A 25,676-nucleotide genomic window follows, 5' to 3' on the forward strand; every position below is an offset into this window, starting at 1 on the left:
TCTACGTCGTGACGACGCCCGCGCAGGCGGAGCAGCCGCTGCTCCGCGAGCTCATCGACATCCCGGAGCGGATCCATCAGGGCGACTTCGTCCTACGGCTCACCGAGGGCGTGCAGCAGACGAAGGCCACGCTCGACACCTACGTCATCACGCCGCAGCTTCGCGTCGCGTTCGACGAGGCCCTCGGGCTGATCGGTGCGGCGCTCGCCGACGGCCGCTCGCGGGCCAGCTACCTACACGGATCGTTCGGCTCCGGCAAGAGCCACTTCATGGCGGTCCTGCACGCGCTGCTGCGGGGCGAGCTCGATGCTCGCTCGCGTACGGAGCTCGCCGACGCGCTGGCCCGGCACACCTGGCTGGGTGAGAAGAGCTTCCTGCTGGTGCCCTACCACCTCATCGGCGCGGAGAGCCTCGAGGCGGCGATCCTCTCCGGCTACGTCTCCCATGTTCGCGAGGCACGCCCCGAGGCGCCGCTTCCTGCGGTCTACCGAGCCCAGGGGCTGCTGGACGACGCGCGGGAGATCCGCAAGCGGATGGGCGCGGAGGCGTTCCGGGCAGGGCTGCCCGGAACGCAGAGCGAGTGGGGCGAGGTCGAGAGCTCGTGGACCGAGGACGCCATCGAGGAGGCGTTCGCGGCCGCCCCGAGCTCCCCGAAGGCGCAGCGGCTGATCAGCGACGTCGTGAAGGCCTTCATGCCCAGCTATGTCGACTCGGTCGTGGGAGCAACCAACGCGTTCGTCCCGCTCGATCAGGGCCTCGCAGCGATGAGCTCGCACGCGAAGTCCCTCGGCTACGACGGCATCGTGCTCTTCCTCGACGAGTTGGTGCTATGGCTCGCCGGCAAGATCGGTGACCCTTCCTTCGTCGCGCGCGAGACGGAGAAGGTGGCCAAGCTCGTCGAGTCCTCCGACGCCTCGCGGGCTGTGCCGATCGTCAGCTTCATCGCGCGGCAGCGCGACCTGCGTGAGCTGATCGGCACCAACCGCACCGGCGCGGAGAGCCTGTCCTTCCAAGACCAGCTGTCCTACTGGGACGGCCGCTTCTTCACGGTCACCCTCGAGGACCGCAACCTCGAGATGATCGCCGAGAAGCGGATCCTCAAACCCGTCGACGACGCCGCCGCGCGCCGGATCGACGAGGCGTTCCGGCGGACCGACGCCCTGCCCGGGGCCACCCGGGACATCCTGCTGACCGACGGTGACGGCGACGGGTTCCGGCGCACCTATCCGTTCAGCCCAGCGTTCATGCAGACACTCGTGCACGTGTCGTCCGCGCTGCAGCGCGAACGGACCGCGTTGAAGCTGATGCAGCAGATCTTGGTCGAGCGCCGGGACGACCTGCGGCTAGGCCAGCTAGTGCCGCTGGGGGATCTGTTCGACGCGATCGCCGACGGCAACGACCAGCCGTTCACCGAGAAGCTGAAGCACGAGTTCGACCGCGCCCGCACGCTCTACCGCCGCACACTGCGCCCGCTACTGCTGGAGCAGCGGAAGCTGACCGAGGACCAGGCGGCGGGCCGGGCGGAGGCGCCACTCGCGGTGCTGGCCGCGTTCCGCGCCGATGACCGCATCGCCAAGACCCTGCTGCTCTCGGCCCTCGCTCCCGAGGTGCCTGCGCTGCGCGGCCTGACCGCCCGCAAGATCGCAGCGCTCAACCATGGCTTGGTGCGCTCGATGATCCCCGGCCAGGAGGTGGCCGAGGTGACCCGGCGCCTGCGCAGCTGGGCAACCCGGGTGCCGGAGCTGAAGGTCGGGCAGGAGGACGACCCGAGCGTGCGGCTGCAGCTCGTCGGCGTCGATACCGGTCAGATCCTCGAGCTCGTCGCGCACGTCGACAACGACGCGGCACACCGCAAGCTGTTCCGTGAGCTGCTGCTCGGCGAGCTCGGCGTCCGCGACGACGGAGCGTTCGAGCTGGAGCACTCGATCGTCTGGCGAGGCAGCAGGCGGACCATCGAGATCGTCTACGGCAACATCCGCGACCGTGACGAGCTTCGCGACGAGGTCTTCGAGCCGGCGCAGGAAGGACGCTGGCGGCTCGTCATCGACTATCCGTTCGACTCGACCAACTTCTCCGCCGCCGAGGACCGCAACCGGCTCCAAGGGCTGAAGGCCGGCGGCCCGCGGCGCTGCCTCGCCTGGCTGCCGGCGTTCGTCACGCGGGACGTGCTCACGAAGGTCGGCACGCTCGTCCGGATCGACTTCCTGCTCACCGGGAGCCGCCTCGACGAGAACGCCACCCGGCTCGGGGCCGATGACCGGCAGCGCGCCCGCGACCTCCTGCGTAACCAGGGTGAGAGCCTCCGCGCAGAGCTTCGGGGCATCCTGAAGCAGGCCTACGGGCTGGCCAAGCCGGAGGAGCAGAACGTCCTCGACTGGTCCGACCACCTGATCAGCCTCGACCCCGCGCTCAACCCGAAGCTGGACGTCGGCCGGTCCTTCCCCGACGCGCTGACCTCGCTCGTGGAGCAGTGCTACGCGGCGACCTACCCCGACCACCCCAACCTCGACCCCCACCGCAAGGGTCAGCCGGTCTCGCCCGCCGAGGTGCGGACGGTCCTCGGCGTCGTCCGTCGCGCGATCGACGAGGAGGGCGGCCGGACCGAGACCGACAAGCCGGAGCGCCCCGCGCTGCAGCGACTCGCCCACCCGCTGAAGCTCGGCGAGGAGCACGGAGGCCCCTTCGTGCTCGGCCGCCACTGGGAGACAGAGTTCGAGCGCCACGCCGCCCGGCTTCCGGGTGGCGACGTCCCGGTCCGCTCGGTCCGCGCGTGGCTCGCGGACCTCGGCCTGGAGACCCGCATCGAGAACCTGGTGATCGCCACCTACGCCGAGCTGAGCAAGCGGGCGTGGGTGCGGGCGAACCAGGTCGTCGACCCACCCGCCACGGCGGACGAGATCCGCGACGACATGCTCCTGCGCCGTCAGCCCATGCCGTCCTCGCAGGACTGGGAGGTCGCTGTCGAACGGGCGGGAGCACTGTTTGGCGAGAACGTCGATGCCCGGGTCATCTCGCCGCGCTCGCTCGCCCGTTTCGGCCGGGTGGCCGCGCGCGCCGACCAGCTCCGGGCACCTGCCGCCGACCTGGCGGCGGTGCTCGAGGAGATGCTGCCCCGGCTCGGCGTGAACCTCGAGGAGCGTCCGGCCCGGATCCACACCGCCGATGTCGCGCAGCGGCTGCTGGCGGCGCTGCGGCACGCGGACGGGCCGGTGGCGCTCGTCTCCGCCCTGGCGCGCCAGGAGATCGACGTTCCGCTCGTCACCGTAGGCAAGTCGCTGACCTCCGCGGCGCACGTCGCCCAGGCCCTGCGGGACGCCGACTGGCCGTTGCTCGACCGGCTCACGTCACTACCGGGCGAGGCGGCCGAGGAGGTGCGCCGCACGCTCCGGCTCGGTGCGGCCGCGAACGAGGACGCCTCGCCGCTCGCCAGGGTGCTGCGCACGGCCCGGGACGGTGTCCTGGCGGTGATCGCGGACACCACTCGGGAACAGCAGCCGCGCACCACCGAGGTGCCCGGCCAGCGATCCGGCCAGGCTGCCGTCGACGTGGGCGACCGCGAGGGGGACCGGCCAGCGATCGGGACACGGACGTACGTCGGCCGCCGCAGCAAGGTCGTCTCCGAGATCACCGCGGCGGTCCCGGAAGACGTCGAGATCGAGGTGACCCTGCGGGTACTGGGCAATGGCCACCGCTGAGATCAGCTCCGCCCGGGAGCGAGCCGTCCTCGGCCGGGTGCGGGGTCAGCTCGGCAAGCACGGCGGCTACCGGGTGATCGGCATCCGCTCGCCCGACGTGCCGCAGTGGCACGGCCCGCACCAGGTGGAGCTCGACGGCACGCGGGTGCGCATCGCGCCGTGCCGGTCCGTCCTCGCCGTGCTCGACGCGCTCGCCGATGCCGACGACCACGAGGTCCTGGTGCTGCTGACCGACCTCCCCGAGAGCGAGCTCGGGGACGCCGTGCTGGCCCGTCTGCATCGCGGGAAGCTCCTCGAGGCCGACCGCTACACCGAGCTCGAAGACCTCCTCGACGCACGAAGCGTCGACCCGCGAATCCGCCGGGAGACCTGGCTGGTCGACGCCCTGGTCGGCCTCGCGGGCGCGGGCCGGCTCCCGTCGACCACGGGCGAGGTGCTCAGCCTGCAACGGGCCATCGCGCTCGTCGCAGGGGCCCGGCTCGGCGTCGATCCGGAACAGGCCGATCTACCCGCGCTCGTCGCGGCCTTCGACGACACCCGGGTGCGCGCCGACTGGCGCATGCTCTCCGACGCCGAACGGTCCGGGCTGGTCGAGCACCTTGGCAGGCGGCACGGCCCCGGTGTCGCCGTCGTTGCCGCCCTGTCCGAGCGGCACGACAACGTCCTCGCCGAGCTGCTCGTCGCACAGGTGATCACCGCGGCTCCCGAGCCGGACACGCGAGCCGCCCGGGCTTTCGGCGGCTTCACCCAGTCGCGGTTCTCGCTGCCGCGCCCGACCCGCGCCGACCTGGCGGCCGCGGCCGGCGCCGCCGTCGTGCACGCTCGGGAGGCACCGACGGTGCGGCTGAACCAGCAGATCCGGCACGCCGAAGCGGCGCTGGACGAGCTTTCCGCGCTCGAACTGGCGGCGTTCAGCCCGATCCTCTCCCGAAGCTTCGTCGAGCGGCTGGCCGCAGCGGCCGAGCGCCTGGACGATGCGGCCTTCGCCGAGCTAGACGACCACGCACAGGCCCGCGTCGACGCCCACCGCGTCGAACGGGTTCGCGCCGCCCGACGCGTACAACGCTGGTTGGACAGCAACCCGCAGCGTTCCTGCGCCTCGGTCACCGAGGGCCTCGCCCGTCACTCGCGCGACCTCGCCTGGCTCGACCGCGCCCTCACCCAGATCCGGGCCGGAGACGCCGAACCTCGCGTCGCCGCCGTGCTCCGCCGCCTCGCCGAACGGGCCTCCGCCGCCCGTGCCGCCGTCGACGTCACCTTCGCTCAGCAGCTGGCGCGGATGGACGCCACGCCTCGCGAGCTGCTCGCGGTGGAGACGCTCCTCCCGCGCGCCGTCGCACCGCTCGCCGAGCACGCGCCCGTGCTGCTCGTCGTCGTCGACGGCATGTCGGGTGCCGTCGCCGGTGACCTCACCGCCCGGCTCGCCGACCGCCGGGACGGCTGGACCGAGATCGTGCGTTCCGACGACGGCGGGCGGGAGGCCGTGCTCGCCGCTTTGCCCACCGAGACCCGCTACAGCCGCGCCAGCCTTTTCGCCGCCCGGCTCACCACTGGCGACCAGGCCGCCGAGCGGTCCGCGTTCGCCGCGCACCCGTTCTGGCCGCGTGGCGGGGCCGTCCTGGTCCACAAGTCCGGCGTCGCCGGCCGGGACGGGTCGGACCTCGGCCTAGAGCTGGAGCAGGCCGTCGAGGTCGACGGGCCACGAGTCGTCGCGGTTGTGCTCAATGCAGTCGACGACTCCCTGTCCAAGGGGCGGCAGTCGCTCGACCCGGCGTGGCGCCCCGAGGATATTCCCGGGCTGCCCCAGCTACTCGACCGGGCTGTCACCGCAGGCCGTGTCGTGCTGTTGACGAGCGACCATGGCCACGTCCTGGAGCACGGGGCTGCGCCCCGACACCAAGTCGGTGGCGGTGCCCGCTGGCGACCGGACGACGGTGTGCCTCGGGCCGACGAGGTGAGTGTGGGCGGCGCGCGCGTGCTCACCCTAGACGAACGCGTGATCCTCGCGGCCACCGAGGACGTCCGCTACGGCCCTCGCGCCCATGGCTACCACGGCGGCGCGACCCTCGCCGAGGTCGCGATCCCCCTGATCGGCCTGCTTCCGCCCGGCGTCGCCATGCCCGAGGGGTGGACCACCCACACGATCGGCCCGCCCTCCTGGTGGGACGGCGCGACTCCGGTTGTGACGCCGGTTGCGGCACCGAAGCGACGCTCGTCGAAGAAGGCTCCCACTCAGAACGGCGACGGCCTCTTCGAGCTCCCGAGCACCGGCCCCGCCACCCGCGGCGCCAGCCTGGTCGCGTCCGCGACGTTCCGGGAGGCGCACGCCGAGATCCCGCGCAACCGCGCACCCGAGCCGGCGGTCTTCCAGGCGGTGGTGGATGCGCTGGTCACGGCAGGCGGACGCCTCCCGCTGCGTGCAGTCGCCACCGCTGCCGGCGCGAGCGGTCGCAACCCGAGAGGCCTGGTCAGCGTCATGGGGCGGGTCCTCAACCGGGACAGCTACCCGGTGCTGACGCTCGTCGACAACGGGCAGGCCGTCGCCCTGAACCTCGAGCTGCTCGACGAGCAGTTCCCCTCGGACGGGGTTTCATGACGTCCCCGGTCAGCCCGGCACGCCGCCGGACGATCCTTGCCGCCCTGCGCCGCGGCACCGTGCCCGACAGCGGGCTCGACCTCTTCGCCGTCGGGATGGAACGACTCGAACCGACCGTCGACGCCGAGCTGACGGCCTGCCGCAGCGGGGCTGCCGCGTTCACGGCCATCCGCGGCGAGTACGGCTCCGGCAAGACGTTCGTCTCGCGGTGGCTCGGTGAGCGGGCAAAGGCGAGCGGCATGGCCTTCGCCGAGGTCCAGATCTCGGAGACCGAGACGCCGCTACACCGGCTTGAGACGGTGTACAGGAGGCTCTGCGAGCGGCTCTCCACGGCCAGCGACGCGCCCAGCGCGTTCCGGCCGGTCCTCGACGCGTGGCTGTACGCGCTCGAGGAGGACGTGCTGGCCGACGGCAGCGTCGACGCCGACGACGCCGACCAGCTCGGCGCAGCGGTCGACCGGTTGCTCGAACAGCGCCTTGCCGCGGTCGGGCGCACCGCCCCCGGCTACGCCGCCGGCCTTCGCGGATACCGGCGCGCCGTGGCCGATGGGCAGATCGAGATGGCGGATGGGGTCGCGGCCTGGCTCGCAGGACAGCCGCATGTCGCCGCCGCCGCGAAGCGGTCGGCCGGCGTGCGTGGGGACATCGACCATTTCCTCGCGCTGGGCTTCCTGCAAGGGCTCCTCACGGTGCTCCGCGACTCCGGCCACCCCGGCCTGGTGCTCGTGCTGGACGAGGTCGAGACACTGCAGCGCGTGCGCAGCGATGCACGAGCGAAGGCGCTGAACGCGCTGCGGCAGCTGCTCGACGAGCTCGATGGCGGGCGGTTCCCGGGGCTGTATCTGGTGATCACCGGAACCCCGGCGTTCTTCGACGGACGCCAGGGCATCTCGCTGCTTCCGCCGCTGGCGCAGCGGCTGCACACCGACTTCTCGACCGACCCGCGGTTCGACAACCCCCGGGCCCCGCAGGTCCGACTGCTGGGATTCGACCTGCCCCGGCTCGTCGAGGTCGGCGAACGGGTGCGCGATCTCCACGCAGCCGGCGCCACGGAACCCGAGCGCATCCGCTCGGTCGTCGACGCCGACTACCTGGGCGTGCTCGCACGAGCGGTGGCCGGCGGCCTCGGCGGTAAGGTCGGTGTCGCGCCGCGAGTGTTCCTGCGGAAGCTCGTCGGTGACGTGCTGGACCGGGTCGAGCTGCACGCCGACTTCGACCCGCGCCGGGACTACAAGCTCACGATCACCGACGGAGAGCTCACGAAGAGCGAACGGCAGGCGGCATCACCGGACGACATCGACCTCGAGGTATGAGCACGTTCGAGCAGCTGCATCCTGTCGTGCAGCACCATGTCGTGAACACGCTGCAGTGGCCCGCGCTGCGGCCTCTGCAGGAGGAGGCCATCCGCCCCGTTCTCGACGGGGTCGACTGCCTCCTCCTTGCGCCGACGGCCGGTGGCAAGACCGAGGCAGCGGTGCTGCCGTTGCTCACCCGGATGGCGCGGGAGGGGTGGACCGGCACGTCCGTCCTCTACGTCTGCCCGCTGCGGGCCCTCCTCAACAACCTGCAGCCCCGGATCGACGACTATGCGCGATGGCTCGGACGGTCGGCGCGGTACTGGCACGGCGACGCCGGACAGGCAGCCAGACGGCAGACCCAGCTGCAGCGACCCGACTTCCTGCTGACGACCCCGGAGTCACTCGAGTCGATGCTGGTCTCGCGATCGGTCGACTCGCGGAGGTTCTTCGCCGACGTCCGTGTCGTCGTGGTCGACGAGGTCCATGCGTTCGCGGGTGACGACCGAGGGTGGCATCTCCTCCACGTCCTCGAGCGAATTACTGAGCTGGCCGGAAGACCGTTGCAGCGCATCGGGCTTTCGGCCACGGTCGGAAATCCCGACGAGCTGCTGACCTGGTTGCAGGGCGCGAAGGAAGGGGCCCCACGGCATCTCGTCGCCCCCGCTGCGGCTGCCCTCGATGGTGACGTGCAGCTCGATTACGTGGGTTCGATCCAGGGCGCGGCGACGGTCGTGAGCCAGCTGCATCGCGGTGAGAAGCGGCTGGTCTTCGTGGACAGTCGGCGGCGGGCCGAGGAGCTCGGCGCCGCGCTCCGCGCGCGGGACGTCGACACCTATCTCTCCCACTCCTCGCTCTCCGCCGTCGAACGGCGGCGCTCCGAGCGCGCGTTCGCCGAGGCCCGGGACTGCGTCATAGTGGCGACATCCACATTGGAGCTCGGCATCGACGTGGGCGACCTCGACCGCGTGATCCAGATCGGCGCGGCACGCACCGTTGCGTCCTTCCTGCAACGCCTGGGCCGCACCGGGAGGCGGCCCGGGACCTCCCGCAACTGCCTCTTCCTCACCCTCGACGAAGACCAGACCTTGCAGGCGGCAGGGTTGCTGGCGAAGTGGGCGGAGGGCTGGGTCGAGCCGATCGAGCCACCATTCGCTCCGCGTCACGTCGTCGCTCAGCAGCTACTCGCCCTCGCGCTCCAGGAGAACACGCTCGGCACGACGACCTGGCCCGATTGGTGGCACGGCATCGCGCCCATGGCAGCCGACGGTGCCGAGATCCTCGACCACCTCATCGAGGAAGGCTTCCTCGACACGGACGGAGGCCTCGCCTTCATCGGTCCTGCGGCCGAGCGTCACTTCGGCCGCAGGCACTTCATGGAGCTGATGGCAGTATTCACCGCCGCCCCCGAGTTCACCGTGTTCGCGGGCCGCGAAGAGATCGGGTCAGTGGGGGACGACACCCTCCTCGCCGACACCCTTGGTACCCCTCGGGTCCTACTGCTCGCAGGCCGGGCCTGGTTGGTGACGCATGTCGACTGGAAGAGACGCCGCTGCTACGTCGAGTCGACAGACCTACCGGGGCAGGCGAAGTGGAGCGGCCAGGCTGGCGGGTTGTCTTTCGAGATCACCCGCGGCATGCGCGAGGTCCTCCTTGGCACCGACCCACCCGGTGTAATTTTGTCGAAACGAGCAACCGCGATGCTCGGTCAACTCCGGGAGCACGACGGAAACACCATCAACTGTCACGGAACTGTGCTTCATCAAAGTGCTGACGGTGACGTGCACTGGTGGACCTGGGCGGGCGCCGCGGCCAACCGTACGCTCCACGCGTCACTCGACATCGTTGATCCCAAGCAGCGCCTCGGGGACCGAGTGCTGCGCTTGCGACACGGGATCGACCTCCACGAAGCGGCCGCTCAGCTGCGAGAATCGAAGGCTGCCGACCTCGTCGATCCGCCGGTGAATCCGTTTGCACTGCGTGGGCTCAAGTTCTCAGCGGCACTGCCCGAATCTCTGGCGGTTGACACAGTCGCACGAAGGCTCGGTGACAAGTACGGCGCCTCGCTGGTTCTCCAGGAAGATAGAGCCATCATCAGAGAATAGCGGTCGCCACCATCGTCGCAGACAATTAGTACGCGCCTCGCTTCGCGCCACCGGCTACACCTGATCGCTCAGAATCGCGCAGTCCGGGGCGGCCGTCACCTGCTGACCGCCGCCCTTCCCGCCACACTCCGGCGCGCCCACGCCGGTAGCACTGCCCCAGCCACCCGCGACTGGACGACGGTCCCCGGCTGGAGAGCCGGGTCACGCGTAACACCGCGAACCCGATCTCCGAAGCATGGCCTGAAAACCGCACCGGGGCCTGCGAGTCAGCGCTCACTCGGTCATTCAGACGTGGAGGATTCGTGATCGGCCTGGGCAAGTTCGTGGTGGGTGCCGTGGCAGCCGGCGTGTCGACAACCGTCGTCGTCTCGGTCGCCCTGGAGTCGACCGCAGCCGAGCAGGCGATCGTGACGAGGGTGATCGACGGCGACACCTTCGACGCCGAGGTCGACGGCCGGACCGAACGCATCCGGCTGCTCAACGTCGACACCCCGGAGACGAAGCACCCGGACGAAGCGGTCCAGTGCCTCGGCCCCGAGGCGACGGACTTCCTCGAGAGCCTCCTCCCCGTCGGATCGACGGTCTCCCTCGAGTACGACGACGAGCAGGTCGACCAGTACGACCGCACCCTCGCGGGCGTGCGCACCGGCGACGGCACCCTCGTCAACGCGGAGATCGCCCGTCAGGGCCTCGCCACCGCCGTGGTGTTCGGCTCCAACGACCGCTTCTACCCGCCGGTGCTCGAGGCACAGCAGGAGGCGATCTCCCAGGGGCGCGGCCTCTACTCCGCCGACGTCGCCTGCACCATCCCCGCACGGGTCGCGGCCGTCACCACCGCCGTCGAGAACGCCCCGGCGGCGGCAGCCCAACCGGCGGACGCACCATCCGGCGATCTCCACGCGACGGCGGGCGAGGTCGCGTCCGTGCTCGGCCGCGTGATCGAGCTCGAGAAGGCCTTCGCCGGCGAACCGAGCGGGCTCGTCTGGGCCGCTCTCTCCAAGGATGAACGGAGCCGGCTCGCGGCAGCCGTCACGTCAGCTCGCTCGACCGCCGAGCAGAAGGAGTCCGAGCTGCGGTCGAAGGCCGAGGCTGCCGCGCAACGCGAGGCCGAGGCCGAGGAGCGGGAGCGACAGGCACGAGAAGCGCGGGAGCGAGCGGAACGCGAGGCGCGGGAACGCACGGAGCGCGAGGCACGCGAAGCGCGGGAAGCGAAGGCCGCGCGGGAGGCGAAGGCCGCCGCGGAACGACGTCGGGCCGAGCAGACCGCCCCGGCGCCGGCTCCCCGCAAGTCCGAGCCGAAGCCGGAGGCACGCCCGAAGAAGAAGGATTCGTCCCCGGGAGGGAGCCCTTACCCGGGTTACAACGGACCCCGCTGCTACGAACCCGGCGGGAAGGTGTGGCACCCCTGCTGAGCGCGTTGCGAACGCTCGAACGCGCTGTCGACCTACTTGCAGGTGATGTCGACGACTGGCGACCAGACGTCGAACCGCTCGTGCCGGACCCCGGCGTTGTCGATGATGAGGAAGTTCGCCTTCGACTGGTACTTGGCGTTCTGGCAGTCCTCGAAGGCGACCGACGTGACGTACTTGGCGTTCTCCGCCTTGCTCGGCTTCCCGGTGACCATCCAGCGGTGGCCTGGGTTTACGGATTCGCGGTACAGGAAGGACTCCACGCCAAGGTACTTCTGCGGCGTCCTGCACCTGATTCGCATGTCGGCGTCGACGGTTCCGGGCCGATGCCCGGAGTTGTGGGGATGGTCGAGCAGGATCTCACAGTCGCCGATCCTCTCCCCGGCGTTGGCCTGACCGGGAATCACGATCGTGGCGAGTGCCGCGATGCATGCTGCGATGACAGAACCCAAGATTCCTGGACGCATGTCGCTCCCGTCGAGTGGTGACGATCGATCCGATCACACCAATTCGACGCGCGTGGGCGTTTCCGCCCGATCGTTCACTATCGCGAATCCTCGCGGATCCCGATCCGGAGTCCGGGCGGTCGGTTCAACCACGCGGTGGACTCGGCGTCCCAGCCCCTCAGCTGCGCCATGCCGTGCGTGGTCTGCATCCGGACACCCTGCGCGAAGACCAGACCGGCAGCCGTCAGCCGCACCGCATCGAGATCGGCGGCAGCCGCGAGCCAGTCGACCAGGGCGCGCCCGTTCGCCATGGGCCGCGGATACCTCATGACCAGCTCGCGGTAGTCCTCCGGGGTCGCGATCTGGAAGCGCCGGACGTCCTGCACATCGAAGTGGAGCGTGAAGAGGCTGCGCGACAACTCGGGATACGCACTCGCCTCGCCGAAAGCCCACGCACTGCGACCGTCCGGCAGGAACGAAGAGGTCCAGAGGGCCCCCGCCGGCTTCTCCCCGATCGGCAGATCGTTGGTCTCCTCGCGGAGAACCAGTTTGCCGATCCGGCCCGTCGCCGAGTACCACGCCTGCGGGGCCGGGACGGAGCGCTCCGCGAACCACCCCTTTCCCAGGCGCTCCCGCACGAGCGCCTCTGCATCGTCGAGATGCGGCGCAGCACGTTCGTGGAAGTCCGGTGTGGAGTGCTGGTGGCCGACGGCGAAGACGATCTCCTCGTAGAGTTCGACGTCGTCGATAAGGTCGAGCTCGTGCACCGAGTCGCCGAGCTGCCGTACGAGCTCGATCAGGACCGGACTCTTCACGGTGGAGATGGAACCGCCCTTTCTATCCGAGCGTGTAGCAGGTGATCATGAGTGCACCTCGCTCGCGGAAGATCGCGAGTATCGGGTGTCCATGGCTGCCATCACAACCATGGGCAACCGATACCGCGGATCATGCGCGTCACCATCCCAGGTCTTCGAAGCGATCGTCGAACGCGGGATCGCCACCCTCGGCAACGTCCAGCTCGTGCACTTCCCGCGCCAACCGGTCGAATTCAGCGCGGTCGATCACCGTGAGCCACTCCGCCTCGTACACGCTGTTCTCCGCCATCGTGTGCCGGCGGCGCACCCAGTCGACCAGGATGTGACGCGGGCCGACGGAGATGACCATGCCCGGATGGTCCCGCCGCAGGGGCACCGCGTCCTCGAGGCTCTTCCAGGGAGGGCTCCACCTGACGAGCGTGCCCTCCACGAGGTGTTCATCCACGACCAGACCTCGCTGGCATGCGGCAACCGAGCACTCGGAGTACCGAACACGGCCTTCCGCCGCTTCTTCCGCTGCCTCCAGGGCGCCGAGCCCGGAGCGTTCTACGCCCCCGCCCGCCCACAGCACTTCTTGTACTTGCCACCCGACCCGCACCAACACGGAGCATTCCGCCCGGGTGGCCACGCCACGGTCTTCTCCGGCGGCGCCAGTTCGGCGTACCGGGTCCGGATCTCCGTGTCCGTCACCGAGCCGCCGGCGTCGGTGGCGAACGCCTCCAGGTCAGCGATGGCGGGGGTGACGAGCCTGATCGCTGGGACACCGCTGTCCGCCAGCTCCCGCCGCCGCCGCTCGGCGGCCGGGTAGTACTCCGCGTCGCTCTCCTCGAACATGTCGGGCCAGCGCCGGGTGGCCTCCGCGCGATCCGCACGCCGGAACGAGAGGATCCGGATCTCGTTCGGCGGCGCCTGGCCGGTGCCGAACCGTGCGGCGAGGTTCTCCGGGCTTCCCGCCGCTTCGAGCGGGGAGACCGGCACGATCTCGTCCATCGCGTCCGGCGGCAGTCCCAGTTCCTCGCGGACGTGGCGCCGGCCGCGCAGCGACACCGCCGCGTACACCGGCGGGCCCTCGGAGCTGCGTACGGCGTCGATCTCCTCCGACCCGAGACGGGCCACCAGCCGGTCGTACCAGGCCAGCGCCTCGGTCAGCTCACCGCGCCCGGCGAGCAGCTCCGCCGCGACCTCGCAGTGGCCCTCGTGGAGCGCGGGGTCGCGGGCCAACGCCGAGAGCTGCTCCCGCGCCTCGGCGTCCCGGCCGAGGCCGAACAGGAGCTCCGCGAGGTCGACGCGGGCGAAGGCGGCGTTCTCACCGGGCTCGTCGATGACCTGGCGGGGCAGCGCGATCGCCCGGTCCGGCTCACCGGCGCGGCTCCACTGCCCGGCCGCCTCCAGGAGGATCTCCCCGCGCTGGTCGGGGTACTCCCGCGCCTCGGCCTCGAGATCGTTCGCGGCCCTCGCTTCCGCCGTCATGGCCGGGACGTTATCGGCTGCGACCCGCATCCTGTCGGGACCCCTCACTACTCTCCCCGCCATGACCACCGCCTCCCTCACGCACACCGAGCGGGTGCGGCTGGAGGCCCTCCGGTACGCCACCGGCGAGGAGTCCGCCACCTACGTGGCGATCATGCGCACGTTCACCGGGGAGATCGCGGGCCTGCTGTCCGACCAGTCGGCGGCCGAGGTCGCCGCGCGGCTGGCCGAACAGGGATTCGAGCTCGACCGGGAGACCGTCGACGACCGGCTCTCCTACCTCGTCGAGCACGGCAACCTCGCGCGCAGCCCTCGCGAGACCGAGGCCCGCAGCCTGCGGGAGTACCTGCAGAACCGGGCCCGCTACCAGCTCACCCAACGCGGTGAGCTGGTCCACCGGTTCGTCGAGGAGCTGCTCGGGCACACCGAGTCGGCGCGCGAGGTGTCCACCGAGATGCTCGGCGGCATCCTCCACGGGCTCACGGCCCTCGCCGCGCTCGACGGGGAGGCGATCGAGTCGGCCGGCCCGGAGGCGCTCGCCCGGGACATCGGCACGGTGTTCGCGCAGTTCGAGCGGCTGGTCTCGTCCACCCGCGACTTCTACACCTACCTGTCGCAGGTGCTGGTGCGCTACGACCTCGACCGGGCCGAGTTCGCGGTGTTCAAGACCGCGCTGCTCGATTACCTGCAGCGCTTCGTCGACGAGATCGCCCGGCACATGCCGCAGATCGCCGACGTGCTGGCGCGCGTCGAGCCGAACGTCCCGGCCCTGTGCGCTCGGGCCAACGCCGGGCAGCGGCTCCGGGGCGTCGACGGCGAGGTGGCGCGGCGCAGCGCCGGGCTGGACCCGGCCGACTGGCCGAGCTTGCACGCGTGGTTCATCGGTGGCCCGGGCCGCGACTCCGACGCCACCGGCGTGCGGCGCCTGGCCACCGACGCGATGCGGGCCCTCCTGGTCAACCTCCGCCGCATCGCCACCGGCGGGCGCGAGCAGAGCCGCTACTCCGACCTCCTCACCCTCGCCCGCTGGTTCGCCGAGGCCGACGACGACACGGCGCACGCCCTCTGGGCCGCCGCCTTCGGCCTGTACCCGTGCCGCCACCTCGCCTTCGTGGCCGACGACGACGGTGACCCGATCCCACCCACCGCGTCGTGGTGGCGCACCCCCGTCGCCGACGTCCCCCTCGCCCTGCGCCGCACCGGGGCGCGCACGGTCCGCGGGCGGGCCGGACGAAGGGAGGACTACGCGGCGGCGAAAGCGGCCCGGATCGCCGAGCGAGAACGCGCGGAGGAACGGCGCGCCGCCGCACTGGCCGAGATCCGGGGCCACTCCGGGCGGCTCGGCACGGTCCGGCTCTCCGACGAGGCGCGCACCGCGCTTCTCGGCCTCTATTCTCGAGCGCTGCTCGAACGGGGGCGTCCGCTCACCGCGGACGACGTCGCGGAGGTCGACGCAGGCGGCTGGGTGCTCACCATCCGGCGGGCGCCCGGCGCGGGCACCACGATCGTCAGCCCGGCCGGCCACCTCGAGCTGCACGACCTCGTGCTGGCCGTCCACGAGACCGGGTATCGGCAACAGGAGACGGGATGAGCCGCATCGAGCGGCCGGCACCGGCCGAGGACGTCCAAGCGGTCGCCGAGCGCCAGCGCGCCGCCCGCGCCCTGCTGCGCACTCCGCTGCTGCACGCCGATGGTCAGGATGCGGACGACCTGCGCCTGGTCCGGCGCCACCGCACAGAGCTGGAGCGGCTGTTCGCCGACGGCTTCGGCTACCGCCTCGTCGTCGACCCGGGTGCCGCGCGGCTGTTCAAGACCGGCCTCGGCCGCGACGCCACCCGCCCGCTGCGCCGCCGCGCCGGCAAGGCGTTCACGCCGCGCATGTACGCGCTGCTCTGCCTCACCGTGGCCGCGCTCGGCCGCGCGAAGTCGCAGCTGCTGGTCGACGAGCTGGTGGCGCAGGTCCGGTCCGCCGCCGTCGACGCGGGCCTCGACGTCGACCTCGACTCGATCACCGATCGCCGAGCCCTCCACGCGGCGCTGTCGGCGCTGGTCGACCTCGGCGTGCTGCACGAGCGCGACGGCGACCTCGAGCACTGGGCCGACCAACGCACGGCCTCGCTGCTCGACGTGCGCCGCGACCGGCTGGGCCTGCTCGTCTCGGCCGTCCTGACCGGCGCCGAGGGGCCGGACGACCTCATCAACCGCGCCGCGCTCCCGTCGGCCGCCGGTGGCGCCCGCGTCGCCGTGCGACGCCGTCTCGTCGAATCGCCGATCCTGTCGATCGACGCGCTCACCGAGGAGCAGGCCGAGTGGTGGCGGCGCGGCCGCAACCGAGAGCGCGAGTGGTTCGCCGACCGCCTCGGTCTGCAGGTGGAGCTGCGCGCCGAGGGGGCGGTCGCGATCGACCCGGACGGCGAGCTCACCGACGTCGAGTTCCCCGCGGGCGGGTCCGGCCGGCACCTGGCGCTCCTCCTGCTGGAGGCGCTCGTCGCGACGCTCCGGACAGGCGCGCGCGAAGCCGCTGCTCCCGAGCGCGTGTGGCGGCGCGCCGGCCCGGAGCTCGTCGAAGCGGTGTCCGCGGAGGTCATCGCCCAGTGGGGCGCCGGGCTCAAGCGGGAGCACAGGGAGAACACCGAGCACGCGGTCGCCGAGGCCCGTCAGGTGCTCGTCGACTTCGGGCTGGTGCGGGTCGAACCCGACGGCGGCTGGCTGCTCCACGCCGCCGCAGCTCGCTACGCCGTCACGGCGACGCTCACCGACGCCGCGAGGGACGGGGAGGCGGACAGGTGAGCGACCGCTTCCGGCTCGCCCGCGCGGGCGTCCTCAACGTCTGGCAGTACGACGACCAGGTCTTCGAGTTCGCCGACGGGCGGCTGCTGCTGCGCGGCTCCAACGGCGCGGGCAAGTCGAAGACGCTCGAGATGCTGCTGCCCTTCGTCCTCGACGGCGACAAGGCCCGCATGACCGCGTCCGGGCGCCACCACACGAGCCTGCTCTGGCTCATGCTCGACGGGTACACCGGCCAGAACCGGGCCGGCTACCTGTGGGTCGAGTTCGCTTCCGCGACCGGGTCGTTCACCTGCGGCGTCGGTGTGCGGGCGTCGCAGTCGGCCCGACAGGCCACGGCCTGGTACTTCACCCTTCCGGGACGCATCGGCGTCGACCTGCAACTCGAGGACGACGCCGGCCCACTCGCCCGTGAGCGGCTGCGCAGCGCTGTCGAGGAGCGGGGCGGGCACTTCTTCGACTCGCCCCGGGCGTACAAGCAGCACGTCGGTCGCACCCTGTTCGGGCTCGAGCCGCTGCAGTACGACGAACTGCTGCGATTGCTGTACTGGCTGCGGCAGCCCCAGGTCGGCGAGGACATCGAACCGGCCCGCCTCGCCGAACAACTCGTCCAGGCGCTGCCGCAGATCGACGACGACGCCATCCGCTCCGCGGGCGACACGTTCGACGAGCTCGCGGCCTTCGGCGAGCAGCTCGACCGGCAGCGGCGCAGCGCCGACGGGGTGGCAGCGTTCGCCCGGGTCTACGCCGGCTACGCGCGTGAGGTGCTGCGGGCTCGTGGCGCCGAGGTAGTCGCCGCCCACACCGAGCGCACCCGGCTCACGCGGGAGGTCGACCGGTGCAGGGCGCACCTGGCGACGATCGCCGAGGAGCGGGAATCGGCGCAGCGGGAACGTTCCGATGCCGGCCGCGAGCGCGCCACGCTCGCCGCCCGGCTCGCCGAGCTGCGGGCCGATCCGCTCCTGCGCACCGAACGCGAGCTGGCCGGCCGTCGCGACCTTGCGGGCGAGCGGCGGCAGGCGGCCCGGCGCGCGGAGCACGCCGCCGCGGCGGCACAGCAGCGGGCCGACCGGTCGGGCGACCGGGTCCGCACCGACGCCGGGAAGTTGGGCGAGGATGTGCGGACGTACGCGTCGGCGGCGGGCCGCCACGCTGCCGAGCTCACCCGGCTGGGTGCCCGCACGTCGCTGGCGATCGCCCCTCACCTGCACGAACCGCACCTCACGGCGGCCGCCGACGTGCGTCCGCTCGCCGAGGGCCTCCACCGGCACGACAGTTCGGTCGAGGTGGCACGTCCGGTGCTCGGTGAGCTGCGAGCCGCGGTGCAGGTCGTCGAGGAGGCCCTCGCCGCACTCGACCGCTGCACCACCGAACGGGAACGCGCCGAGGAGCACACGGCCCGCGTCGAGCAGCAGGCGGAGGCCGAACGCGGGCTGCTCGCCGACGCGCGCGCCAGCGCCGAACGCGCGGAGTCGGCCTACTCCGCTGCCCTGGACGGCTGGCGCGCCGCCCCGCACGCCGTCCCGTTCGAGCTCCCCCTCCAGCTCACCGTCGAGGCCGTCACGCGCGTGGCGGCCGACGCCCGCGCCGCGGCCGCGCCCGTGCTGGACGGGCTGCGTGCGGAGCAGGCCGCCGCGGCAGCCGACCGCGCAGCGGCCGAGCGCAGCCTCGCCGATGCGGCGCGCAGGCGGGCCACGGTCGTCGCCGAGTCCGACCCGGCGCCGGCGGAGCCCTCATGGACGCGTTCGCCGCGCGAGGGTGCCCACGGGGCGCCGCTGTGGCGTCTGATCGACTTCGCCGATGGTGTCGACCACGCCGAGCGGGCCAACATCGAAGCAGCCTTGGAGGCGTCCGGTCTGCTCGACGCCTGGGTGCGGCCCGACGGTGCCGTGCTCGACGCCGACCGGCACGACACCGTGCTTCCGGCAGGGCCCGCGGTCGCCGGACCGTCGCTCACCGCGCTGCTCGTGCCCGACCCTCCGGAGTCGAGCCCGGTCACCGGCGACGTCGTCGCGGGCGTCCTCGCCCGGGTCGCCCTCGGGCCCGATGGCGAGCCGCACGACGGGGCTGCCGTCGCGGTCGACGGCCGCTGGCGGTTGGGCCCGCTCACCGGCCGCGCCGTCAAGCCGGCGGCGCAGTACATCGGTGCCACCGCCCGCGCAGCCGAGCGGGCGCGGCGGATCGCGGAGCTCGACGCGTTGATCGCCGAGCACACCAGGGCGCGGGAGACCGCCGCGGCCGCCGAACAGACGGCCGTCGACGCCGCGCGCGCCGTCGAGGACTGGCTCGCCGCGACGCCGGCCACCGACGAGCTGGTCGCCGCGTGGACCCGGTTGGACGAGCGCACGCGCAGCGCCGAACGGGCCGAGCGGCTCGTCGCGGAGGCTGAGGAGGCGGCGGCCCGCGCCCGGTCGGTGGAGGCCGCGCGCCGGCGGGAGCTGCACGAACTCGCCACCGTGCACGACCTCCCCACCGAGGCCGGTCCGCTCGGAGCGCGCCGGGAGGCCCTGCGGTCGCTCGACACCGCGCTCGCCACCCACCTCGAGCGCGGAAGTGGGCTGGCCGCGCGGCTGCGCCGCTGGGCCGACGACGCGTCCGCCCACGAGGCGTTGCTCACCGAGGCCGGAGAAGCGGCGCAGGAGGCCGCGGACGCCGCCGGCCGCGCAGTGGAAGCCCAGGCCGCCGCCGACGAACTGGAAGCCACGGTCGGTGCCCCGCTCCGGGAGATCCGCCGCCGCGTCGAGGCCGCCGAGGAGCGCGACGCGGCACTCCGCCGGCGGGACGCCGAGCTCGGCACGCGCGTGGAGGAGCTGCTGGCCGCGGGCGGGGCGGCCGAGCAGGCGACCCGCGACGCCGAGGGCCGGCTCGCCGAGCACGAACCGGCGCTGGCCGCCGCGGTCGCCGCACTCGCCGGGCTGGGCGACGTACCGGGCCTGCTCGGGTCCGGCGACGACCAGGCCATCGAGTCCGACGCCGCGCTCGGCCTCGCCCGCGGGTTCACCGCGGGCGGTCCGGTCCCGGCAGCCGTCCTCGCGCTGGCCCGCCGCTTCGCCGCCCTGCCCTCCCCCGCCGCGCCCGCCACCACCACGGCGGTCTTCGCGGCCTGGCAGGAGGCGGCCAGCGGACCCGCAGGCGACGTCGACCCGCGCGTGGTCGACGAGGGAGTGGCGCTCGCCGTCATCGGCCGCGACGACGCGGGCGAGCACCCGATCCACGTGCTGGCGCAGCGCCTGGCCGCAGCCGTCACGCGCGACGCCGACCTCCTCACCGAACGGGAGCGGCGCCTGTTCGAGGAGCACATCCTCGGTGACCTGGGCGAGTCACTGCGCGCGAGGAGGCTCGAGGCCGAGGAACTGGTCACCGAGATGAACAACCAGCTGCGCGGCGTCAGCACGAGCCAGGGCATCCACGTCCAGCTGCGGTGGCACCTGCGCGACGACGTGTCCGGCGACGCCCGCCGGGCCGTCGAACTGCTCGGCCGTCCGGTGGGTGCGCTGCTGCCCGACGAGCGTCGCGAACTGCGCGACGCGCTGCACCGGTTGATCGAGGCCTCCCGCGCCGACGCCCCGGAGGACTCCTACACCGAGCACCTCACCCGCGCGCTCGACTATCGCCGCTGGTTCGCCTTCCGCATCCGCTACACCCGCCCCGAAACCGCCGGCACGTGGCACGACCTGCACCGGCGCTCACCGCTGTCGCAGGGCGAGCAGAAGGTCGTGTGTTACCTGCCGCTGTTCGCCGCGGCGGCTGCGCATTTCAGCTCGCTCGCCGGGGCCGCCCCGCACTCGCCCCGGTTCGTCCTGCTCGACGACGCCTTCCCCAAGATCGATGTCCGCACCCACCCGCTGCTGTTCGGCCTCCTCGTGCAGCTCGACCTCGACTTCGTCGTCACGAGCGAGCGGTTGTGGGGCGACCACGCCACCGTGCCGTCACTCGCCATCTACGAGGCGCTGCGCGACCCGAACGAGCGCGGGATCGCCCAGTACCGGCACACCTGGGACGGCCAGCGACTCCACGCGGTCGGATGACTGCGAGCTGGCTCGACGACCCGGCCCTGGGGCGGGTCTGGAACGTACTGCGGGAACGACTCGAAGCCCGGGGACTGCGCGTGGAGGGACGCGTCGTGCTCCACGGCCTCGGCCGCGAGGAGCGCCACGCCGTCGCCGGGCTCCTCGGGCGCAGCGTGATCCGGGAGCGGGTCAGCGTCGATCTGGCCGCCCTCGACGCCGACCTCGAGGCGCGATCCGGGATCGGGGGCCTCCTCGCGGTGGTCGAGCACGCCACCGGTGCGCCCCTGCGCGACCGGCCCTCCGACCGCGCGCGGCACGCGGCGCGACGGGACGCCCCCATGGAGCTCGCCCGCACCCTGCTCGAGGGCGAGCCGTGGCTGGAGGACTGGCTCCACGACGTGCGCCGGGCCGGGTTGCTGTCGCGGGCCACCGACGCGACGGCCGCCGTCCGCACCGCGGCCGCGGCCCTGGCCCGCCTACCCGGCCGAGAGCTGTCGCGCACGGAGCTCGCCGTGGCCGCGGGCGGGCACGCCCACGCGCTGGACGACGGCTCGACGGCCGCCGCGCTCGTGCTGCGGGCCCTCGCAGCGCAGACCGGGGAACCCGTGCCCACCACGGCGTCCGGCCGGCGCGACCTGTGGGAGCGGTCCGGGGTGCGCGTCGACCTCGTCTCCACCACCTGCCTCACCCTCGGCCTGCGTGGCCGTGCCGGCCCCGTCGCGGCTCGGCTCGACCTCGCCGCAGACGCCGGTGACCCCGTACACCTCACCCCGTGGGACCTGCGACGTTCCACGTTGCGCATCCCGGACACCGTCCTGGTCTGCGAGAACCCGCGAGTGCTCGAGGCCGTCGCGGAGCGCGGGTCGCACACACCCGTGGTGTGCACGAGCGGGCAACCCGCGCTCGTCGTCCTGGATGTGCTCACCGCGCTGCAGGGTGCCGAGCTGCGCTACCACGGCGACTTCGACTGGCCGGGCGTCGCGATCGCCCATCGCCTGATCGCCGCAGCCGGCGTGACGCCGTGGCGCATGGGGGCCACCGACTACGAGCGCGGGCTCGCGGGCGCCACGCTCCCGCTCGTCGGCGCGCCGGTGGACCCGGTGTGGGACGCCGAGCTCGGAGCGGCGATGCGCCACCACGGCGTGGCCGTGCACGAAGAGGCCGTGTTGCCGCGCTTGCTCGACGACATCCCCTGAACCCGGCACAGATCAGTCCCACCAGAACCGCCACCGGGATGCGCCCCGGAGCCGCTGGGCGTACCGCCGCAAGGTGTCGGTGCTCATCTGCCCGGTGTAGGTCTCGAACGCATCCCAGCAGAACGCGGTGTGCTCGGCCGCGACGTGCAGGCACTCGTCCTGCGTCACCGGCGGTGCCGCCACCGCGAGTTCGAGCGTCGAGCTGTTGAGGCGGTAGAGCAGGGCGCCGAACCGGGTCTCCCAGCTCCGCAGCACCGCGCTCATGCCGACGTCGTCCTGCCACGAGCCCATGCACCCGATGAGCGCCGGCACGTCAGCCGGGCGGCGGGCGTCGACGAGATCGGGACGCCCGGGTTGGGCGTTCCCGCGACGGCGCGCGCGGCGTGCGCCACCGCCTCCTCCGGGTCGACGGGTGGCCTTTCCAGCAGGCCGGGGAAGCCGTCGCGGAAGGGGTCGAGGCGCTCGTTGCAGCACGCGCAACCGCCCCCGGGCCAGTTCTCGGACAGCACGTCGAGCGCGCCGCGGGTGTCGAGTTCGGCCACGGTCGCCGCGGGAACGACGGGCGGGTCCGTCCGGTCGCCGTACACCCACACCGGGCAGCGGCCGGTGGCGGCGTCGGTCAGGAGGCGGCGGTAGCCGGGGTCGATGGGCCACGTTGCGGGGTTCGAGAAGTCCATGGCCTGCACTGACGACGGCGGCCCACCCACGGTTCCACCGCTCACCGCCTGGCTATCGGAGCGTCGCCGCAGCGGCGTGCAGCTCGCGCAACACCCGGCCGGCGATGGCCGGGAACTCCTCGGCACCACCGGGCTCGGCCCACTCGGCGACGGCCCGGGAGAACGTGAGGGTCGCGAGTTCGGCCGCCACCGTCGCGGCGGGCTCGTTGACACCGCGGGCTCGGAGCGCGGCGGCCACAGCGGTGGTGATGTCGTGGCGCTTGAGCAGTTCGCGTTCCCGGAACTCGGGGTTCGAGGCGACGATGGCCAACCTCCGCGGTGCAAGATCCCGGCGCTCCGCGGCGAAGGTGTCAGTGGCGACGTGCGCGAACGCCGCCTCGATGGCCTCCAGCACGGTGAGCGACGCCGGCGCGTTCTCGATGCTCTCCGCGAGCCGCGCGGCGAGGGTGTCCCGCCCACCGAAGAGGACCTCGCGCTTGTCTCGGAAGTGCCGGAAGAACGTGCTCCGGTTCAGCCCGGCGGCCGCGGCGATCTGATCGGCCGTCGTGTCGTCGTACCCCTGCTCCGCGAATAGCTCGAGCGCGGCCCGCTCCAACCGCTCCCGCGCGTTCGGCTGCCACCGTGGCATGCCTCCACCCTACACAGCGATGCGACTGCGTCTCGTCAGCGTAAGCTGATGAGACGAAGTCGCATCAGGAGGAGATCGGGATGACGCTGGCGCACGTGACCCGGGCCGGTACCGAGAAGCAGATCGAGTGGATCGGCGGAGGCGTCCAGCGCATCGCCCTCGACGCGAATGCCACCGGCGGGCGGTTGGCCGTGATCCGCCAGACCATGCGGGGCGCCGCGGCGTCGCCGGTCCACGTGCACGCGAACGAGGACGAGACGATCCTGCTGCTGTCCGGCAGCGGCACGTTCTGGGCCGGTGACCAGCGGTGGGACCTGAAGTCCGGTGACACGGCGTTCCTGCCGCGCGGGCTCCCGCACGCCTACGTGCTGACCTCCGACGAGGCCGAACTCCTCACGATCTGCAATCCGGCCGGGTTCGAGGAGTTCATCCGCGCCGCCGGCTGGGACCTGGCCGACCCGAAGCCCGAGGGCTGGGCGGTGGACATGTCCCGGCTCGCCGAGGCCGCCGCCGCGACCGGCCAGACGCTCCTCGGTCCTCCCCTCGCCCTGGGCGACGACATGCCGGCGCAGTATCTCGGCAGCTGACCACCTCACCGGCCGCCGAACACGGCTTTCCGCTTCTCCGCGAACGCCCGCACGCCTTCGGCACCATCGGCCGTGGCGTAGAGGCCGAGCAGCAACTCCCGCTCCACCGTGAACCCCGACTCGGTGCCGGCGGCCCGCACCGCGGTCTTCGCCGCGGCCAGGGCGTGCGGGGCGCGGTGGGTGAGCTCCTCGGCCCAGGCCAGCGCGTCGGGCACGACGTCGGCGGCCGGCCGGATCCGGTTGACCACGCCGAGCCGGTGCGCCTCCGCCGCGTCCAGCCTGCCCGCCGTCAGGATCAGCTCGAGCGCCCGGTGCACGCCGATCAACCGCGTGAGGCGCTGGGTGCCGCCCCAGCCGGGGATCAGGCCCAGCTCGGTCTCGGGGAGGCCGAAAGAAGCGTCCTCGGCGGCGACGACCAGGTCGCAGGCCAGCACCACCTCGAACCCGCCGCCGAGCGCGAGCCCGCGCACCGCCGCGATCGTCGGCATCGGCAGGGCGGCAAGGCGGTGGCAGACGGCTCCGGCGGTCTCGGCGATCCGGCGGAGCTCCACGGCTGACGCGTCGACGTAGCCGCGGATGTCCGCGCCCGCGGAGAAGGCCCGCGAACCTCCCGTCAGCACGGCGGCGCGGACGTCCCGGTCGGCGGCCACCCGCGCCAGGTGGGCGTCGAGCTCGGTGAGCATCGCGAGATCGAAGGCGTTGAGCTTGCGCGGGCGGTCGAGCACGAGCATCTCGACGGCGCCGTGCCGCTCCGCGCAGACGGCCGGTTCCTCAGCCACGGACGACTCCCCGCTCCACCAGCGCGTCGATCTGCTCGGGGGTGAGGTCCAGCCCGGCGAGGACCTCACGCGTGTGCTCGCCCAGCGCGGGCGGCAGGGAGCGCAGCCCGGGGCGCTCGCCGTCGTAGCGGACGGGGTGCCCGAGCACGGCGACCTCCCCCGCGGCGGGGTGCTCGAAGCGCAGCACCGACCCGTTGTGGCACACCTGCGGGTCGTCGACGACCGCTGCGTAGTCGTTCACCGGCGCGAACCACACCTTGCGCTCGGTGAACAGGTCCTCCCACTCCTTGGTGGTGCGCTGGGCGAGGTGGCCCGCCACCCGCTCGTTGATCTCCTCACGGCGAGCGAGCACCTCGTCGTCGGCGACGGTCGCGAACCACGGGTCGTCGAGCACCGCCGCGAGCACGGGCGGGGTCGTGATGGAGACGCAGATGTGCCCGTCAGCGGTGGGGAAGACCCCGTAGGGCGCCTTGTAGTACATCGACGAGATCCGCGACGGGCTGCGCTCACCGCGGAACCCGTTGAGGAAGTAGGCGAGCGGCTCGATCTGCAGGTCGAGGGCGGCGCTGAGCAGGTTGCTCTCCACCAGGCAGCCGCGCCCGGTCCGCTGCCGCCCGTGCAGCGCTGCGAGGATGCCGAGCGCGCCGAGCACGGCGGCGTGCTGGTCGACGACCGAGGCGCCGACGGGCGTGGGCGGGGTGTCGCCGCCGCCGGTGGCGTGCGCGAGCCCGGACAGCGACTGGATGAGCACGTCCTGGCCCGGGCGGTCCCTGTACGGGCCGTCGGAGCCGTAGCCCGAGAGCGAGCAGTACACGAGCCGCGGGTTGATCTCCTTCAGCGACTCGTAGCCGAGGCCGAGGCGGTCCATCGTGCCCGGGCGGAAGCTCTCGACCAGGACGTCGGCGTCGGCGAGCAGCTTGCGCAGCAGCTCGATCGACTCGGGCGCCTTCAGGTCGATGGCGAGGCTGCGCGCGTTGCGGTTGCCCAGCAGGAAGAAGACGCTCTCGCCGTCGAGGTAGGCGTCCGGGCCCGACCAGCTGCGTTCGAACGCGCCGCCGGCCGGCTCGACCTTGACCACGTCGGCGCCGAGGTCGGCGAGGATCTGCGTGGCCGAGGGGCCCTGCAGGAAGTGGGTGAAGCTGACGACGGACACGCCCGAGAGCACGGCCGTTCTCCCTTCC

19 protein-coding genes are annotated in these 25,676 nt (G+C 72.6%); 10 read left to right on the forward strand and 9 right to left on the reverse strand.

What is annotated here, in order from left to right:
* Positions 1-8: 8 nt before the first annotated feature.
* The 5 genes from ACFPL3_RS11735 to ACFPL3_RS11755 all read left to right on the forward strand — a co-directional run bounded on the left by ACFPL3_RS11735 (position 9) and on the right by ACFPL3_RS11755 (position 11,103).
* Positions 9-3,695: a BREX-2 system ATPase PglY family protein gene (locus ACFPL3_RS11735; protein ID WP_343939819.1), complete on the forward strand. Its 3,687-nt coding sequence runs from the start codon at positions 9-11 to the stop codon at positions 3,693-3,695.
* Entirely contained in the window at positions 3,682-6,291 is a 2,610-nt protein-coding gene (gene pglZ / locus ACFPL3_RS11740) for a BREX-2 system phosphatase PglZ (RefSeq protein ID WP_343939820.1), read from the forward strand. The genes ACFPL3_RS11735 and pglZ overlap by 14 nt, the downstream gene beginning before the upstream one ends.
* A complete protein-coding gene (gene brxD, locus ACFPL3_RS11745; RefSeq protein ID WP_343939821.1) occupies positions 6,288-7,604 on the forward strand; it encodes a BREX system ATP-binding protein BrxD in 1,317 nt (438 codons plus the stop codon). The genes pglZ and brxD overlap by 4 nt, the downstream gene beginning before the upstream one ends.
* On the forward strand, positions 7,601-9,691 hold the full coding sequence (locus ACFPL3_RS11750) for a DEAD/DEAH box helicase (RefSeq protein ID WP_343939823.1): 2,091 nt from the start codon (positions 7,601-7,603) through the stop codon (positions 9,689-9,691). The genes brxD and ACFPL3_RS11750 overlap by 4 nt, the downstream gene beginning before the upstream one ends.
* Positions 9,692-9,993: 302 nt before the next feature.
* Positions 9,994-11,103 carry a thermonuclease family protein gene (locus ACFPL3_RS11755; RefSeq protein ID WP_343939825.1) on the forward strand — a complete coding sequence of 370 codons (1,110 nt, stop codon included), beginning with the start codon at positions 9,994-9,996 and terminating at the stop codon, positions 11,101-11,103.
* Positions 11,104-11,135: 32 nt separating this feature from the next.
* Here the strand turns inward: ACFPL3_RS11755 and ACFPL3_RS11760 are convergent, their stop codons facing one another.
* The 4 genes from ACFPL3_RS11760 to ACFPL3_RS11775 all read right to left on the reverse strand — a co-directional run bounded on the left by ACFPL3_RS11760 (position 11,136) and on the right by ACFPL3_RS11775 (position 13,831).
* On the reverse strand, positions 11,136-11,552 hold the full coding sequence (locus ACFPL3_RS11760; protein ID WP_343939827.1) for a hypothetical protein: 417 nt from the start codon (positions 11,550-11,552) through the stop codon (positions 11,136-11,138).
* 92 nt (positions 11,553-11,644) lie between these two features.
* The gene (locus tag ACFPL3_RS11765; RefSeq protein ID WP_343939829.1) at positions 11,645-12,361 is read right to left on the reverse strand and encodes a hypothetical protein; all 717 of its coding nucleotides are present in this window, start codon (positions 12,359-12,361) and stop codon (positions 11,645-11,647) included.
* A gap of 139 nt (positions 12,362-12,500) precedes the next feature.
* Positions 12,501-12,710, reverse strand: a complete 210-nt coding sequence (locus ACFPL3_RS11770; protein ID WP_343939831.1) for a hypothetical protein — start codon at positions 12,708-12,710, stop codon at positions 12,501-12,503.
* Positions 12,711-12,907: 197 nt separating this feature from the next.
* The gene (locus ACFPL3_RS11775; protein ID WP_343939833.1) at positions 12,908-13,831 is read right to left on the reverse strand and encodes an SEC-C domain-containing protein; all 924 of its coding nucleotides are present in this window, start codon (positions 13,829-13,831) and stop codon (positions 12,908-12,910) included.
* 61 nt (positions 13,832-13,892) lie between these two features.
* Here ACFPL3_RS11775 and ACFPL3_RS11780 point away from each other — a divergent pair, with 61 nt between their 5' ends.
* The 4 genes from ACFPL3_RS11780 to ACFPL3_RS11795 are packed head-to-tail and all read left to right on the forward strand — an operon-like array spanning position 13,893 to position 21,824.
* Positions 13,893-15,422 (forward strand): TIGR02677 family protein, encoded by a 1,530-nt coding sequence (locus ACFPL3_RS11780; RefSeq protein ID WP_343939835.1) that lies wholly within the window; start codon positions 13,893-13,895, stop codon positions 15,420-15,422.
* Complete coding sequence (locus ACFPL3_RS11785; protein WP_343939837.1) at positions 15,419-16,621, forward strand: TIGR02678 family protein; 1,203 nt, start codon at positions 15,419-15,421, stop codon at positions 16,619-16,621. The genes ACFPL3_RS11780 and ACFPL3_RS11785 overlap by 4 nt, the downstream gene beginning before the upstream one ends.
* Positions 16,618-20,646 carry a TIGR02680 family protein gene (locus ACFPL3_RS11790; RefSeq protein WP_379588908.1) on the forward strand — a complete coding sequence of 1,343 codons (4,029 nt, stop codon included), beginning with the start codon at positions 16,618-16,620 and terminating at the stop codon, positions 20,644-20,646. Before ACFPL3_RS11785 ends, ACFPL3_RS11790 begins: the two co-directional genes overlap by 4 nt.
* Complete coding sequence (locus tag ACFPL3_RS11795; RefSeq protein WP_343939841.1) at positions 20,643-21,824, forward strand: TIGR02679 family protein; 1,182 nt, start codon at positions 20,643-20,645, stop codon at positions 21,822-21,824. The genes ACFPL3_RS11790 and ACFPL3_RS11795 overlap by 4 nt, the downstream gene beginning before the upstream one ends.
* Before the next feature lie 12 nt (positions 21,825-21,836).
* Here the strand turns inward: ACFPL3_RS11795 and ACFPL3_RS11800 are convergent, their stop codons facing one another.
* From ACFPL3_RS11800 to ACFPL3_RS11810, 3 genes are read right to left on the reverse strand one after another with little or no spacing between them, the layout of a single operon-like run.
* Complete coding sequence (locus ACFPL3_RS11800; RefSeq protein ID WP_343939843.1) at positions 21,837-22,115, reverse strand: DUF4253 domain-containing protein; 279 nt, start codon at positions 22,113-22,115, stop codon at positions 21,837-21,839.
* The gene (locus tag ACFPL3_RS11805) at positions 22,085-22,501 is read right to left on the reverse strand and encodes a hypothetical protein (RefSeq protein ID WP_343939845.1); all 417 of its coding nucleotides are present in this window, start codon (positions 22,499-22,501) and stop codon (positions 22,085-22,087) included. The genes ACFPL3_RS11800 and ACFPL3_RS11805 overlap by 31 nt, the downstream gene beginning before the upstream one ends.
* Positions 22,502-22,553: 52 nt before the next feature.
* Positions 22,554-23,129 (reverse strand): TetR/AcrR family transcriptional regulator, encoded by a 576-nt coding sequence (locus ACFPL3_RS11810; protein ID WP_343939846.1) that lies wholly within the window; start codon positions 23,127-23,129, stop codon positions 22,554-22,556.
* A gap of 80 nt (positions 23,130-23,209) precedes the next feature.
* On the opposite strand from ACFPL3_RS11810, the gene ACFPL3_RS11815 reads away from it, so the two are divergent.
* Entirely contained in the window at positions 23,210-23,716 is a 507-nt protein-coding gene (locus ACFPL3_RS11815) for a cupin domain-containing protein (RefSeq protein WP_343939847.1), read from the forward strand.
* A 5-nt stretch (positions 23,717-23,721) separates the two neighbouring features.
* Here the strand turns inward: ACFPL3_RS11815 and ACFPL3_RS11820 are convergent, their stop codons facing one another.
* A complete protein-coding gene (locus tag ACFPL3_RS11820) occupies positions 23,722-24,495 on the reverse strand; it encodes an enoyl-CoA hydratase/isomerase family protein (RefSeq protein WP_343939849.1) in 774 nt (257 codons plus the stop codon).
* Complete coding sequence (locus ACFPL3_RS11825; RefSeq protein WP_343939851.1) at positions 24,488-25,660, reverse strand: CaiB/BaiF CoA transferase family protein; 1,173 nt, start codon at positions 25,658-25,660, stop codon at positions 24,488-24,490. The genes ACFPL3_RS11820 and ACFPL3_RS11825 overlap by 8 nt, the downstream gene beginning before the upstream one ends.
* Between the last annotated feature and the right edge of the window lie 16 nt (positions 25,661-25,676).

Source organism: Pseudonocardia zijingensis (assembly GCF_042657305.1).
Classification (GTDB): Bacteria; Actinomycetota; Actinomycetes; order Mycobacteriales; family Pseudonocardiaceae; genus Pseudonocardia; species Pseudonocardia zijingensis.

Bases quoted from the DNA above. Each gene is read 5' to 3' on its own strand.
- pglZ (WP_343939820.1), top strand. From the start codon at position 3,682: ATGGCCACCGCTGAGATCAGCTCCGCCCGGGAGCGAGCCGTCCTCGGC.
- ACFPL3_RS11810 (WP_343939846.1), bottom strand. From the start codon at position 23,129: ATGCCACGGTGGCAGCCGAACGCGCGGGAGCGGTTGGAGCGGGCCGCG.
- ACFPL3_RS11750 (WP_343939823.1), top strand. From the start codon at position 7,601: ATGAGCACGTTCGAGCAGCTGCATCCTGTCGTGCAGCACCATGTCGTG.
- ACFPL3_RS11775 (WP_343939833.1), bottom strand. From the start codon at position 13,831: ATGACGGCGGAAGCGAGGGCCGCGAACGATCTCGAGGCCGAGGCGCGG.
- ACFPL3_RS11780 (WP_343939835.1), top strand. From the start codon at position 13,893: ATGACCACCGCCTCCCTCACGCACACCGAGCGGGTGCGGCTGGAGGCC.
- ACFPL3_RS11815 (WP_343939847.1), top strand. From the start codon at position 23,210: ATGACGCTGGCGCACGTGACCCGGGCCGGTACCGAGAAGCAGATCGAG.
- brxD (WP_343939821.1), top strand. From the start codon at position 6,288: ATGACGTCCCCGGTCAGCCCGGCACGCCGCCGGACGATCCTTGCCGCC.
- ACFPL3_RS11800 (WP_343939843.1), bottom strand. From the start codon at position 22,115: ATGGGCTCGTGGCAGGACGACGTCGGCATGAGCGCGGTGCTGCGGAGC.
- ACFPL3_RS11795 (WP_343939841.1), top strand. From the start codon at position 20,643: ATGACTGCGAGCTGGCTCGACGACCCGGCCCTGGGGCGGGTCTGGAAC.
- ACFPL3_RS11785 (WP_343939837.1), top strand. From the start codon at position 15,419: ATGAGCCGCATCGAGCGGCCGGCACCGGCCGAGGACGTCCAAGCGGTC.
- ACFPL3_RS11770 (WP_343939831.1), bottom strand. From the start codon at position 12,710: ATGGTCATCTCCGTCGGCCCGCGTCACATCCTGGTCGACTGGGTGCGC.
- ACFPL3_RS11805 (WP_343939845.1), bottom strand. From the start codon at position 22,501: ATGGACTTCTCGAACCCCGCAACGTGGCCCATCGACCCCGGCTACCGC.